We start from the raw sequence: 12,740 nt of genomic DNA, 5'->3' as shown, positions 1-12,740 counted from the left end.
CGTCAAAATCAAGTCGCGGCGGCGGCGGGCGCTTTGGCCCCGCGCGCGCCGGGACCGCGAAACACGTCCAGGAGCTGGCGCTTGATTGTCGCCTGCCGCTGGGGTGAGGCGATCTTCGCTCCCGTCAAATCCGTGACATAGAAGGCGTCGACGGCGCGCTCGCCAAAGGTGACGATATGCGCCGAGGCGATATTGAGATTGAGCCGCGAAATCGCGTTGGTGAGCTCGAACAGCAGCCCCTCGCGGTCTAGTCCCGAGACCTCGATGACCGTATAGACGTTCGACAGGCTGTTATCGACGACGACCTCAGGCGCGACCGAGAAGGCGTCGGTCGGCAGATGCGCTTTGGCGCGCGCCCGCAGCTCTTCGGACACGACGACCTCGCCGCGCAGCGCCCTGGCGATGAGGCCGGCGATTCGCCCGGCGCGGCGCATCTCGTCTTCGTCAAAATCAAAGGCGCGCGAGAAGAAGATCGTGTCGAGCGCGAGACCATCCGCGGTGGTGAAAATATGCGCGTCGACGATATTGGCGCCGCCTGCCGCGCAGCCGCCGGCGATGATCGACAGCAGACGCGGGTTGTCCGGCGCGACGACGGTCAGCTCGACGGCGCCGCGCGTCCTGTCGAGTTCGACCGCGGTTGCAAGCGGCGCCGATGCGTCGTTCATCTCGCGAAGCAGCTGCGCGTGACGCAGCTTGCGGGCGACGTCGACCTTGAGCCAATAGGCCGGATAGTGACGCTTGGCGTAGGCGTCGAACTCGTCGTCGCTCCACTCGGGAAGCGCCGCGCGCAGCTCGGCTTTCGCGGCCGCGACGCGACTCTTGCGATCGACCGCCGAATGGCCGCCGCCGAGCACAACCTCGGTCTCCCAGTAGAGCACGCGCAGCAGCTGCGCCTTCCAGGCGTCGAGCACGCCGGGCCCGACCGCGTTGATGTCGCAGACGGTGAGAACGAACAGCATCTTCAGCCGCTCCATCGTTTGAACGATAGCGGCGAAATTTTCGATGGTGACGCGGTCGGAGAGATCGCGGCTCTGCGCGAAGCTCGACATGGTGAGATGATGCTCGACGAGCCAGGCGACGGATTCGGTTTCGCCCGGGGTGAAGCCCAGACGCGGACACAGGCTGCGCGCCACCTCCATGCCGGCGAGCGAGTGATCCTCCTTTCGGCCCTTGGCGATGTCGTGCAGGAAGAGGCCGAGATAAAGCACCTTGCGGTTGACGATCGTCGGCAGGATTTCGTCAACAAGCTGCTGATGCTCCGGCATGCGTCCGGCTTCGAGATCGGACAGTCCGCCAACCACGCGCAGCAGATGCTCGTCGACCGTATAATGATGATACATATTGAATTGCATCATCGCGACAACTTTGCCGAAATCCGGAATGAAACGCCCAAGCACGCCGGTCTCATTCATCCGGCGCAGGGTGATTTCAGTCATGTTGCGCGAGAGCAGGATTTCGAGAAACAGCCGATTGGCTTCCTTGTTCGCGCGCAGATTGGCGTCGATCAGACGCAGCGACAGAGTCACCGCGCGCAAAGCGTCGGGATGCAGCGGCAGGCCGTGATGATCGGCCATCCAGAAAAGCCGGATGATGTTGACGGGGTCGCGCTTGAACACATCCGCGTCGACAATGCTGATGCGGTCATGATCGACGATGAAGTCGCCTTGCGGGGCGCGACTGCGCCGGCGCCGAAACGGCTGCAGAAAGCGCTCGAAGATGGCGCGCGGCTTCGCCTGCTTTTCTTCAAGCGCCGCGCAGACGATCGCGGTGAGATCGCCGACTTCCTTCGCGACGAGAAAATAGTGCTTCATGAAGCGCTCGACCGGCGACAGGCCGCTCCGGTCGTGATAGCCGAGGCGCCTGGCGATCGTCGTCTGCACGTCGAAGGCGAGCCGTTCCTCGGCGCGCCCCGTCGCGAAATGCAGATGACAGCGCACGCGCCACAAAAACTCCTCGCAGCGCTCGAACAGACTGAGCTCCGCCGCGGTGAAGAGGCCCGCGGCGACGAGCTCCTTCGGCTCGCGGACGCGATAGACGTATTTGGCGATCCAGAACAGCGTGTTGAGATCGCGCAGGCCGCCTTTGCCTTCCTTCACATTCGGCTCGACGAGATAGCGCGAGGCGCCGGCGCGCATCACCCGCGCGTCGCGTTCGGCGAGCTTGGCGGAGACGAATTCGCGCGCATCCGAACGGGCGATCTCGCGATCGAAGCTCTCGCGGAACTCGCTGAACAGCTCGGCGTTGCCGAGAATGAAGCGCGCTTCGAGAAGCGTGGTTCGAATGGTCATGTCGGCGCGGGCCTGGCACATGCATTCGGCGACGGAGCGCGTCGCATGGCCGACCTTCTGACGCAGATCCCAAAGAATATAAAGGATCGCCTCGATGACGCTTTCGCCCCACGGAGTCTGTTTGTACGGCACGAGAAACAGAAGATCGATGTCGGAGCCCGGCGCGAGCGTCCCGCGCCCATAGCCGCCAACCGCGATAATGGCGAGACGCTCGGCAAACGTCGGATTGTCGACGACGTAAACATAGCGCACGACATAGTCGTAGATGGCGCCGATCAGCTCGTCTTCGAGCCCTGAAATCAATCTCGCGCACGCCAGTCCCGAGCCGCGCGCCTCAAGCCGGACGCGCGCGATCTCGCGTCCTTCCGCCAAAACCGAGCGAAACAATTCGACGATCGCCGTGCGCCGCGCATGGCCGCGCTCACCCTTGCAGATCGCGGCGACCGATGGCGCGAGGGCCTCGCGCAGTCCGCGGAACTGCTTATCGGGATCAAGCCCGGCGAAAACGCTGAGCGGCGCTGCTTCGTTCATAGAGTCAATTCCGGCGATCCGCCCGATGCGCGCAGGGCGCCTAGACGCGCCTCGATGGCGTCGAAGAGCGGCGGCGCAAGATCCGGTCCGCCGATGCGTTTTAGCGCGCGCAGCCCCGTCGGCGAGGTCACGTTGATCTCGGTGAGCCAGCCATCGATCACGTCGATGCCGACGAAGACCAGTCCGCGCCGTTTCAGCTCCGGCCCGAGCCTCGCGCAAATGTCTCTTTCGCGCGCGTTGAGTTCGGACGCCGCCGGCGCCCCGCCGCGCACCAGGTTCGAGCGGATGTCGTCATCGGCCGGAATGCGGTTGATCGCGCCCAGCGCCTCGCCGTCAATGAGAAGGATGCGCTTGTCGCCCTTGACGATCTCCGGCAGGAACCGCTGCACGACCCATGGCTCGCGGAAAGTCGTCGCGAACATGTCAAAGAGCGAACCGAAATTCGGATCGCGCGGCGCGACCTTGAACACCGCCGCGCCGCCATGGCCGTAGAGCGGCTTCATGACGATCTCGCCATGCTTGGCGCGAAAGCGCTCCATCGCCGCGCGGTCGCGCGTGATCAGCGTCGGCGGCATCAGATCGGCGAACTCCATCACGAAGATTTTTTCCGGCGCGTTGCGCACATGCGCGGGGTCGTTGACGACGAGCGTCCTCGGCGCAAGCCGCTCCAGAAAATGCGTGGAGGTAATATAGGCGAGATCGAAGGGCGGGTCCTGACGCAGCAGCACCACGTCCATGGCGCCGAGTTCAAGGTCGGTGGCCTCGCCCAGCGTGTAATAGCGGGAAGGATCGTCGAAAACGTCGATGCGGCGCGCCCGAGCCGTCAGCCTGTCGCCTTCGAGCGACAGTTGATCCGGCGTGTAGAACCACAGGCGATGGCCCCTGCGCTTCGCCTCCAGCATCAGCCCAAAGGTCGAATCTCCAGCAAAATTAATGCGTTCCAAAGGGTCCATCTGGACCGCGATCTCGAGCATCGATCCCCCTGCTCCGGCAGCCGCCGCCCTGCGCCGGCCCTTGGGAACGGCGCCGCCGCCCGGCGACACATAGCAGGAGAACCGTGGCCCTGCGCAACCCTCAATCGCCCAGGCGGCAGGGCGATCGGGCGAAGGGCTTCCTCATCCTGAGGAGCGTGCGCAGCACGCGTCTCGAAGGGCGAGGAAGCCCGTTCTCGCGTATTTTCTCACCCTCGTCCTTCGAGACGCCGCCTTCGATCTCGGGCCTGCCCGAGATCAAATCCGCAAGTCGGGTAAAACCCGACTTGCGGCGGCTCCTCAGGATGAGGGTGAGGCAAACAATCCTTCATCGGATTCCCTGGCCCGGCCCTCAGAGGCCGCGGCGGCGCGGGTCAGATGACGTAATCGAAAGAATCATAGGCGAGGCCGCGTAGGATCTGGTCCATGTCGCGCGCCGGCTCCATACGCGATTCGGTCCCGACCACCTTCGCCGGAACGCCGGCGACGATGGAATTCGGCGGAACCGACTGCAGCACCACCGAGCCCGCCGCGATCCGCGAACAGGCGCCGATCTCGATATTGCCGAGAATTTTGGCGCCCGCGCCGATCATCACGCCGCGCCTGACCTTCGGATGACGGTCGCCCGCGACCTTGCCCGTGCCGCCCAGCGTCACGCCGTGAAGGATCGAAACGTCATCGTCGACGACCGCCGTCTCGCCGACGACGAAACCGGTTCCGTGATCGAGGAACAGCCCATGGCCGAAACGCGCGGCCGGATGAATGTCCGCCGCCAGCGCATCAGAGGCGCGGCTCTGGATATAGAAAGCGAAGTCGTGGCGCCGCGCGCGCCACAGCGCATGCGCCAGCCGCGCCGACTGGATGGCGTGAAAGCCCTTGAAATAGAGCAGCGGTTCGATCATCCGCCCGCAGGCCGGATCGCGCTCGACATAGGCGGCGAGATCGGCGCGGAAGGCCATAGCGATCGCCGCGTCGTCGCGCACCGCCTGCAGGAAGGCGTCGGCGATCGTCTCGGCGTCCACGGCTGACGCGCCGAGTCTCGCGGCGATGCGATGGACCACCGCCTCTTCGAGCGACGCGCGATTGAGGATCGCGCCGAGCATCAGCGGCGTCAGCGACGGGTCGAGACGCAGCGCCTCCTCGGCTTCGCCGCGCATATGCGCCCACATCGCCTCCCGCGCGATCAGCTCTTCTGTCGGCGCGTCGGCGCTCATCATTTAGAACTTCACTTCCGGCGGCGATTGCGCGGCGCCTGCGGCGGAGAATTCCGCCATCGGCTTCGTGCCGGCGAAGAACGTCTTCGCCCAGAGGAGCGTCGGAAAGGTGCGCAGCGACGTGTTGAATTCCCGCACCGCGTCGATGTAGTCGCGCCGCGCGACAGTGATGCGGTTCTCGGTGCCTTCGAGCTGCGACTGCAGGGCGAGGAAGTTCTGGTTCGATTTTAAGTCCGGATAGGCTTCGCTCACCGCGATCAGCCGGCCGAGCGCGCCCGTCAGCTGATTTTGCGCCTCTTGGAACTGCTTCATTTTTTCAGGGTCGGTCAGCGAACCCGCGTCGATCTTGACCGACGTCGCCTTGGCGCGAGCCTCCACGACGGAGGTGAGCACGTCCTTCTCCTGCCTGGCGTAGCCCTTCACGGTCTCGACGAGATTGGGGATGAGATCGGCGCGGCGCTGATATTGCGACTGCACGTCCGACCATTTCGCCTTGGCGGTTTCTTCGAGCGTCGGAATCGTATTGTAGCCGCAGCCGGCAAGACCCAGGCTCAGAAAAATCGCGGCGGCGGCGGCGCGCCAACGGGAAAAGTCGCTCATATAAATCTCCGTGAGAGCGGCGCGGCGCGCCAGCGATCATCGCGCGGAATGTAAGGCGTGGCCCTCGCCAAGGAAAGGGCGCGGCTGAGCGCCGAAATGAGGTAGAATGCGCCTTCGCCGGAAGGATGCGGAGCAAATGCAGATCGACGAGATCATTGGCAATTTCGAGCTGCTCGATGAGTGGGAGGACCGCTACCGCTATCTCATCGAGCTTGGGCGCACGCTCGAGCCGCTGCCGAAAGAGGCCTATACGGACGCGAACAAGGTGCGCGGCTGCGCCAGCCAGGTGTGGCTCGAAACGACGCCGACGCGCGACGCCGACGGACGCACCGCGCTCGCCTTTCGCGGCGACAGCGACGCGCATATCGTGCGGGGCCTCGTCGCGCTCGTGCTGGCGCTCTATTCGGGGCGGCCGGCGCAGGAAATCGTCGAAACCGACGCGGCGCCGCTCTTTAAGGAGCTCGGCCTCGCCGAACATCTGACGCCGCAGCGCGCCAACGGCCTGCGGTCGATGGTCGAGCGCATCAAGAGGGAAGCCAAAGAGGCGATGGCGGCGTCACCACCCTTCCCTTGAGCTATAGCGTTAGACACGCGGCCCTCGCCATAAGCTGACGGCATGATTAAAAAGAGCCTGCCCTCGTTCGTTGATGTGCGCTTCGTCCCACTCTTTCAGAAGCACGATCGAGCGATTCAGATGCAGGTTGGAGACTTGAAATAGCGCGTCACTTTTGACAACAAACTCGCAGTTTTGCAGGCTGCGGTTAACGCCATAATGCAAGAGAGTGAGATTGCCCATTGTCGCTTTTGCCTCTTCGCGCCGATGGATCGCGAGCTGCTTTTCCGTTAGCGGCTCATCAATCATAAACGAGAGCCCAATTCCGCTCGCCTCGGACGATTCCACTTTGGTCCCGTCTGACAGTGGCCAGTATTGAAACCAACTCGTCGGCAAGATGTGATCGATATCGAGATTTTCTAAGCCACTCGGGAGCGGCTCTTCCGAGCGCTCCGGTCTCATAGCAGCCTCGATTTCAGACAGCACAGCCTTAATACGCGGTGCATCAAGGTTGCCCGGGTAGACTTTTTTTGTGAGCCAAGCCTTTTTGAATTCCTCGTCTCTCGGCCAGCGTGATGTATCACCTTCAAGGCCCGCAAGAGAGGCATGCAAGGAGTCCGGTGTCAGCTCGCTAGCTGATACCTTTTTGAGCTGATTCAAAAATATCTTATTGTAATTTTTGGTGGGCAAATCGCAGACAGCACGGCGCACAAAATATGATGTTAAATCATCGTATAGTTCTTTTTGCGCCTCGTCCGATAAGCCCGAAGCTGCTATGCGCAATGCAAGGGCGTGTGTAGTTGAAGCATCCCACACGGCCATTCGCCTGCCAAATCTGGCGATAGCGTCTTCTCCAATGCCCGACACTAATTGGCGATAATTGTTGGCGTGACCGTCTAAAACCTTCAATTGCACAGCGGCTTTTATCGATTGTCCTTTGCCCATCGCGAAACGACGGTAGCTGGCATACAGCCTGCCGACCTCTACTTCTTCGCCTAGAACGGACTGAAGAGCTGTTTGGATAAACCATTCCATCCGCGGCTTTCTGAGGCGCCCGCGGCGTTGCTCGTCAGTCCAAAAATCGCCTTCAAATTGGCTCCACAGCGTTTCGAACAGTTGCGCAGCCGGAGCATTTTCCCGATCCGCGCGCATGAAGATGAAATTTCGGATTAAGTCAGTTGCATGCAGTTGAGCGCCATGCCCATTCAATGTTTCAAAGATAATTTGAGCATCGTCTTGCTCTCCGAGAGCAATAGACACTAATTGCAGATCACGGAAAACGGCCTCGGATATCGCCCTCAACCGTGCTGCTTTTTGCGTGTCAGGTTCTTTGGAGGTCCACTGGCTAATTTGTTCGGCAAAATACCAAATTGCCTCGAGCGCAGGTGGATGGTCGACGCCGACTTTTTTTAGTCCGCCGCTTTGTGTAAAGCTGCGGGGGAACCGTTCTCTTAACTCGTCGAAGCTAAGAGCACTCATCGCGAGTTGAAAGTGTGCGCGATCACGAAACGTTGGCCAAACCTTGAAAATTTCGATGTCCGGCTGCTCCATCGTGTCAAGGTTCCCGTTTTTTAAGCAACCGTCGACCACCGAAAGAAGCGTAGCTTGTTCCTCATTGCGAAGAACAATCGCAAGAGCGGCTAGGAAGTATTGAAGAGTGGTGAGCCGTTGCTGGCCGTCAATGATGTGGAACGTGTCGACGCCTATTAGGCCTTCGCGCTTCTGAGGCTCTAGAACAGCAGCGCCCAAAAAATGAGGTGTCGGCTGATCGCCGTCGTGGCGCATATCTGCCTTTTCGGAAATGTCGGCCCACAAGCGCTCCCATTGATCCTCTTTGTTCCAAACATACGGACGCTGAAAAAAGGGAACGCGATATTGCCTGCGATCTTGAAAAAGCTTCTGGACGGAGATTGTGTCGGCGAGCATGCAACCTCGGCAAATTAATCTTTCTACCGGACTCTATCTACCATAGTTGGGCTCTAGCTATCATCAAGAAAGAGGTGCATGAGGCGAGTAGGCCCCCACCCCAACCCTCCCCCGCTTCGCGGGAGGAGTCAGACTCGGCGTTTGCTCTCTGCTCTCCTGTAATTCATGCAGCGCTGCGCTGCCCGTTAGCGTCCCCTCTCCCGCGAAGCGGGGGAGGGACAGGGAGGGGGCTGTTCTCACACCCTCGGCCGATAGTCCTCCGCGTCCCAATGCAGCAGCGACTCGGCGCGGTCGCGGCCGCGCGCTTCGACCGCCAGCCCGTAATGGCGCGCCAATCGATCAAGCGCGATTCTCAGCACGACTTTCGCCGAGCGGGGCGGCCAGCCGCGTTCGCTTTCGACGATCTCCATGCCCTTGAGATAGCCGCAGACGTCGGTCAACAGGCCCGCCAGTTCCGGCCCCACCGCATCGAAGGCGCGCGCTAGCCGTCGGCGCGCGTCGATCGCGACCTCGGAGACGGCGCCCGCGTCGGCGCCGCGGCGGGCGGCGTTGATCGACGCCTCCCAATTCGCGGTCACGCGCTGCAGGAGCTGCGCCTGCTCGATGTCGCGGCGGAAACGCTCGCCGGCTTCGAGCTGCGCGGCGTCGAGAAAGGTTCGTCCCTCGCGGTCCTTTCGCCGCGCGAGCCAGGCGAGCGGGCTTTCCGCGTCATTGACGAGCGTCGGACGCGCGGCCTTTTCGAGCTGGCGCAGCGCATAGGATGCGTGCTGGGCGCGAAACGGCTCCGCCTGATCGACGTCGGGCGCGGACAATCGGCGCAGATGCGCGCGGCCGGCGTCGGTGAGCGCCAGCCGACGCTCGCCGCCTTCCTGCTCCCATCGCACGAGCCCTTCGGCGAGCGCGGCGTCGCCGGCAGCCGCCGCAAATCGCGCGCGCGCCACGGTGACGCCTTTACGCGCGGCGAGCACGACGAGCGTCGAGGGCTCGAGCGCGCTGAGCGCGCCGCGCGCCCCCGGCTCGGCAAGCGCCTGCAGCAGCCGACGCATGACGCGGCCGGTTTCGTCCCTGGAGGGGGTTCCCGCGCCTTTCTTCATTGCGCGCTCCCTTGGGAAAGGAGGGCGCAAATCATGTCGCGCTGCGCGGCCAGCGCGGTTTCGAGCCGGCGGGCGCCGGCGTCGAACAGCGGATCGTCGCGCAGATCTTCGATCGTCGCGCAGGCGTGACGGACAGTGGCGCGGTCGCGCGCGAAAGCTTTGGCGCAAGCCGAAACGCTGGCGCCGAGCGCGACATGGTGGAGATAGACGGCGAGCTGACGCGCCCGCGCGACCGAGGCGCGAGAGCGGCGAGGCGAAAAGAGGTCAGTGAAGGGCGCGCCCTTTGCGGCGGCGGCCGCGGCGGCGCTAAGTCCCGGAATAAGCGTCGGATCGAGAAACATCGAGGTCTCCAGCCAGGTGACGAACAAGCGTAAGCTGGAAAATAATCCTATTCAAGGATAAAAAGCTTATCCTCATCCGTTTGAGGGAAAGCATTCTGAGCGTCACGGAGGATGATCCATGACGCACAGGCCAATTCACGCCCCGCAAGACGACCGCCCCGCCCGCTTCGCCATAGCAGCTGGCGCGGCGCTCCAAGCCGCCCTCGCCGCGGGGCTCGACGCCTATGACCGCACGAGCGCGCTGTCGCGTTTCCATCGCCTGTCGGCTGAGACGATCGCCAGTGAATCGCCCGATGCGGCGCGCGCCGCGCTCAAGGAAATCGAGCGCGCGATGCGCGGCGAACGCGCCCGGCGCGGCCATTGGAGCTATGATCTCAACCGGCATATCAGCCTGCTCGTCGCCCACCGCGCCGAGACCGCGCGGCTTCATCGCCTGTTGACCGGCGCCTGAGCGCCGCCGCGCTTCCGCCCTCCTGCGCAATGCTTTAAGCTTCGCGCTTTCCGTCAGAGACGCAAAGGCCGGCGATGTATCTGGAGAAAATTCTGGCGCTGCTGGCTGCGGCGCTCGTCGCGGTCGGAGCCGGCATCGGCCTCACCTGGCTGGCCCTCAATCCCACGCCGCGCATGGCCGATGCGGGATCGGGGATCGCGGCGCCCGCCAATGGGCAGGTCGACAAGGGGACCGCGCGGCAGCAGATCGAGGCCTTGATCGCCTCGACGCCGGATTATGCGCGCTACTTCGCAAGACTTCGCGAGACCTTCACGGCGGATTACGAAGCGGCGATCAATGATTTCGCCACCCGCCTCGCGCAGACGAAAGAAGAGCAGAGCGTCGACTATTATCTGTCCGAGGCGGTGCGCCGCATCCGAACCTCGCGCGGCGCTCTGGCGGCGAAAGCCGAGCCTGAGCCGATCGCCCGCGTCTTCGAAAAGCAACTGGAAGTGCTGCAGGCGGTGGCGCGGGAGGACAAACGCATGTGCGTCGCCTTCCTCTACGGCGCGACCAATCTCGACTTTCAGCGATTCGCCGCCTCCCGCCGCCAGATCGTCTCGGACATGGCGCTTGCGGGATTAGAGGCGATCGTCAGCGGACAAGCCAAAAAGATCGACAGGACCGCGCCGACGGAGGCGGACTTCCGGGTGTTGGAGACCGCGCTCGCCGCGCGGGGTCTGAACAAGGTCGAGATCGACGCGCTGCTCGACGGCAAGATGCCGACGCCGCCGCTGGAAGACGCCCGCATGTGCGGCGCCGGGCAGACTTATTTTGAAGTGCTGAAAACCCTGCCCGAACCCGCCCGCACGAAAGTCTACGGGCTCGCGCTGGAGCTCATGGCGCGCTCCTAAAACTAAAATCACCGACCCGCATGCGCCGGCGGCGGCGCCGCCGCCGCAGCCCTCGGCGTCGCATCGCCTGCCGGCTTCGCGGACCCCCGCATCTGGCGCAGTTGCGCGACGGCGATCCGGATAAGCGCCTCGCGCGGCCGCGCCGGCCCGATCTCGACCGCCGCCATATTCGCCATCACCTTGGCCAGATTTTCGGTCGGCGCGCCGTCGGAGGTGAACAGCGCCAGATCCTCGTTCGGACCGCCGACGACGCCCTGGGCGATATTGGTCGCGTAAGTGACGATCCGCGCCAGCTCCCCGGCGCAATTCGAAACGCCAAGCGGCCGCGGCGCGGGCGCCGGCGGCAGGTCGGCGATTGTCGTCCGAGGCGCCGGTTCGATCAGCTCGGCGAGCTTTTCCCGCCGCGCGGGAAGCTCGGAGACGCCGGCCATGATCGAGGGCGCCGGCATGAGGTCGACGGGCTTTCCGAGCGGTCGCCGGGCCGTCTTCAGATTGACCCCGCCGCGCCCATGCGCCGCCAGCCAGCGCGAGCGAAGCGTGTTCTGAATGCCGCGCGGCGCGAGCCCCAGGGGCGCGAGGCGCTGCGGCGACATGCGCGCCATGGCGCCGCGCGACGCCGGCAATCCGGGAGCGGCTACCGGCCGCCGAGGCGCGGCGGACGCGAACACAAGCGAACATTGCGCCGGCGCCCAGCGCTCGACGATGGCGCGCGCGGTGCGCCTGCCATAGGCGACATAGTACCGGCGCAGCAGCAGCGCCGCGACGGCTGCGCCCTCCTCCGCCGAAGCGAAGGCGACATGGCCATCGGCGTCGGCGGCGATCTCGCCGTTCCAGCCCGCGCTCTTGATGCACCAGTAATTGTTGAGCTTGACGCAGCGGGCCGGTTCGCCCGCTTCGGCGCCGAGCGCCCGGCGGATCGCGGCGACAGGCGCCATCTCCAGCTCCAGCGCGCTTTCGAAGCGCCAATTGTCCACGGCGCGCGCTTGCGGCTGATAGGCGGGACTCGGCGTCGCGGCGAATATCGACGCGGGCGCGACGATCGCCGCCGGCGCCTTGTGGGGCGCAGCTACGGCCAGCATCGTCAGGAGCGCTTCGATCAGCATGGCCGCCTTGCGGGTTTGCGAACTGCGCTAGATCACGCTGCATTTGGGCGGAATCGCCCAAATGCAGATAACGTGATCGATTCCAAAAGTTTAGAGCGCGCTCAACGCGAAAAACCGGTTCCCACTTTTTCGCAGCGCGCTCTAGTCGGGGTCTTCCGTCGCCTCGCCCCGTAGAATGCCCGGCGTGACGAAGTGCGCAAGTCGCGCCCCGCCCCTGCCGACGTCCGCCCAACGATCGGTCTCGAAGTCGAGCATCGCCAGCGCCGCCGTTGGGAATTTTGAGCGCATCAGCGCCAAATCTTCCGCCTCGCCCGAACCGGCGAGCCAGGCGGCAAGTTCGGCGAAGCCCGGATTGTGACCGACGGCGAGCAGCGTCGCGACCTTGTCAGGCGTCTGCCGCAAAATTTCGACCAGATGGTCGACGGTCGCAAGATAAATCGTATTCTCGATCAGATGCGTGACATGGCCTGGGAACGCTTCCAGCACCTGGTCGAGGGTCTGCTTGGCGCGACGCGCGTCGGAGGCGACGGCGAGGCCCGGCACGATGGCGGCGTCTCGCAGATACTCGCCCATGCGCCGCGCATCCTCCATCCCTCGACGGGTGAGCGGACGTTGGCGGTCGCCGCCGGCCGAATGCCGGTCGGCCTTGCCATGGCGCAGGAGCAGGAGTCGACGCATGCGGCCTCTCTATCACGGCGCCGCCGCGCCGCCACGCGCCGCCCCTCGCGAAACGCCGGCTGCGACGAAACTACGCGCCTCTTTACCCCGAAAGGCG

Annotated in this window: 12 protein-coding genes; 3 read left to right on the top strand and 9 right to left on the bottom strand. The window is 64.0% G+C overall.

Annotated features, from left to right (window positions below):
* Window positions 1–8: 8 nt before the first annotated feature.
* The 4 genes from EHO51_RS03180 to EHO51_RS03165 form a co-directional block, all read right to left on the bottom strand.
* Window positions 9–2,819, bottom strand: a complete 2,811-nt coding sequence (locus EHO51_RS03180; protein ID WP_124737669.1) for a [protein-PII] uridylyltransferase — start codon at window positions 2,817–2,819, stop codon at window positions 9–11.
* Window positions 2,816–3,793, bottom strand: a complete 978-nt coding sequence (gene gshB / locus EHO51_RS03175) for a glutathione synthase (protein WP_124737668.1) — start codon at window positions 3,791–3,793, stop codon at window positions 2,816–2,818. Before gshB ends, EHO51_RS03180 begins: the two co-directional genes overlap by 4 nt.
* Window positions 3,794–4,164: 371 nt before the next feature.
* Complete coding sequence (cysE, locus tag EHO51_RS03170) at window positions 4,165–5,004, bottom strand: serine O-acetyltransferase (protein ID WP_124740021.1); 840 nt, start codon at window positions 5,002–5,004, stop codon at window positions 4,165–4,167.
* Between the two features lie 3 nt (window positions 5,005–5,007).
* Window positions 5,008–5,604 carry a LemA family protein gene (locus EHO51_RS03165; RefSeq protein WP_124737667.1) on the bottom strand — a complete coding sequence of 199 codons (597 nt, stop codon included), beginning with the start codon at window positions 5,602–5,604 and terminating at the stop codon, window positions 5,008–5,010.
* 136 nt (window positions 5,605–5,740) lie between these two features.
* Here EHO51_RS03165 and EHO51_RS03160 point away from each other — a divergent pair, with 136 nt between their 5' ends.
* Window positions 5,741–6,178, top strand: a complete 438-nt coding sequence (locus EHO51_RS03160; protein WP_124740020.1) for a SufE family protein — start codon at window positions 5,741–5,743, stop codon at window positions 6,176–6,178.
* Between the two features lie 9 nt (window positions 6,179–6,187).
* Here the strand turns inward: EHO51_RS03160 and EHO51_RS03155 are convergent, their stop codons facing one another.
* From EHO51_RS03155 to EHO51_RS03145, 3 genes are all read right to left on the bottom strand, one after another.
* The gene (locus EHO51_RS03155; protein ID WP_124737666.1) at window positions 6,188–8,083 is read right to left on the bottom strand and encodes a DUF262 domain-containing protein; all 1,896 of its coding nucleotides are present in this window, start codon (window positions 8,081–8,083) and stop codon (window positions 6,188–6,190) included.
* 236 nt (window positions 8,084–8,319) lie between these two features.
* Entirely contained in the window at window positions 8,320–9,177 is an 858-nt protein-coding gene (locus EHO51_RS03150; protein WP_124737665.1) for a DUF6456 domain-containing protein, read from the bottom strand.
* Complete coding sequence (locus EHO51_RS03145) at window positions 9,174–9,518, bottom strand: helix-turn-helix domain-containing protein (protein WP_124737664.1); 345 nt, start codon at window positions 9,516–9,518, stop codon at window positions 9,174–9,176. Before EHO51_RS03145 ends, EHO51_RS03150 begins: the two co-directional genes overlap by 4 nt.
* A gap of 118 nt (window positions 9,519–9,636) precedes the next feature.
* Between EHO51_RS03145 and EHO51_RS03140 the strand changes: the two genes are divergently transcribed.
* Complete coding sequence (locus EHO51_RS03140) at window positions 9,637–9,969, top strand: DUF6477 family protein (RefSeq protein WP_124737663.1); 333 nt, start codon at window positions 9,637–9,639, stop codon at window positions 9,967–9,969.
* Between the two features lie 74 nt (window positions 9,970–10,043).
* A complete protein-coding gene (locus EHO51_RS03135; protein WP_124737662.1) occupies window positions 10,044–10,862 on the top strand; it encodes a hypothetical protein in 819 nt (272 codons plus the stop codon).
* Between the two features lie 8 nt (window positions 10,863–10,870).
* On the opposite strand, the gene EHO51_RS03130 is transcribed toward EHO51_RS03135, so the two are convergent.
* Both EHO51_RS03130 and EHO51_RS03120 read right to left on the bottom strand, forming a co-directional pair.
* Window positions 10,871–11,965 (bottom strand): hypothetical protein, encoded by a 1,095-nt coding sequence (locus EHO51_RS03130; RefSeq protein WP_124737661.1) that lies wholly within the window; start codon window positions 11,963–11,965, stop codon window positions 10,871–10,873.
* Window positions 11,966–12,106: 141 nt separating this feature from the next.
* The gene (locus tag EHO51_RS03120; protein ID WP_124737660.1) at window positions 12,107–12,643 is read right to left on the bottom strand and encodes a SixA phosphatase family protein; all 537 of its coding nucleotides are present in this window, start codon (window positions 12,641–12,643) and stop codon (window positions 12,107–12,109) included.
* Window positions 12,644–12,740: the final 97 nt, after the last annotated feature.

Origin of the sequence: Methylocystis rosea (genome assembly GCF_003855495.1) — a bacterium.
Classification (GTDB): Bacteria; Pseudomonadota; Alphaproteobacteria; order Rhizobiales; family Beijerinckiaceae; genus Methylocystis; species Methylocystis rosea_A.
The sequence above is the reverse complement of the archived record's forward strand: the minus strand, read 5'-3'. Positions and strand labels throughout refer to the sequence as shown.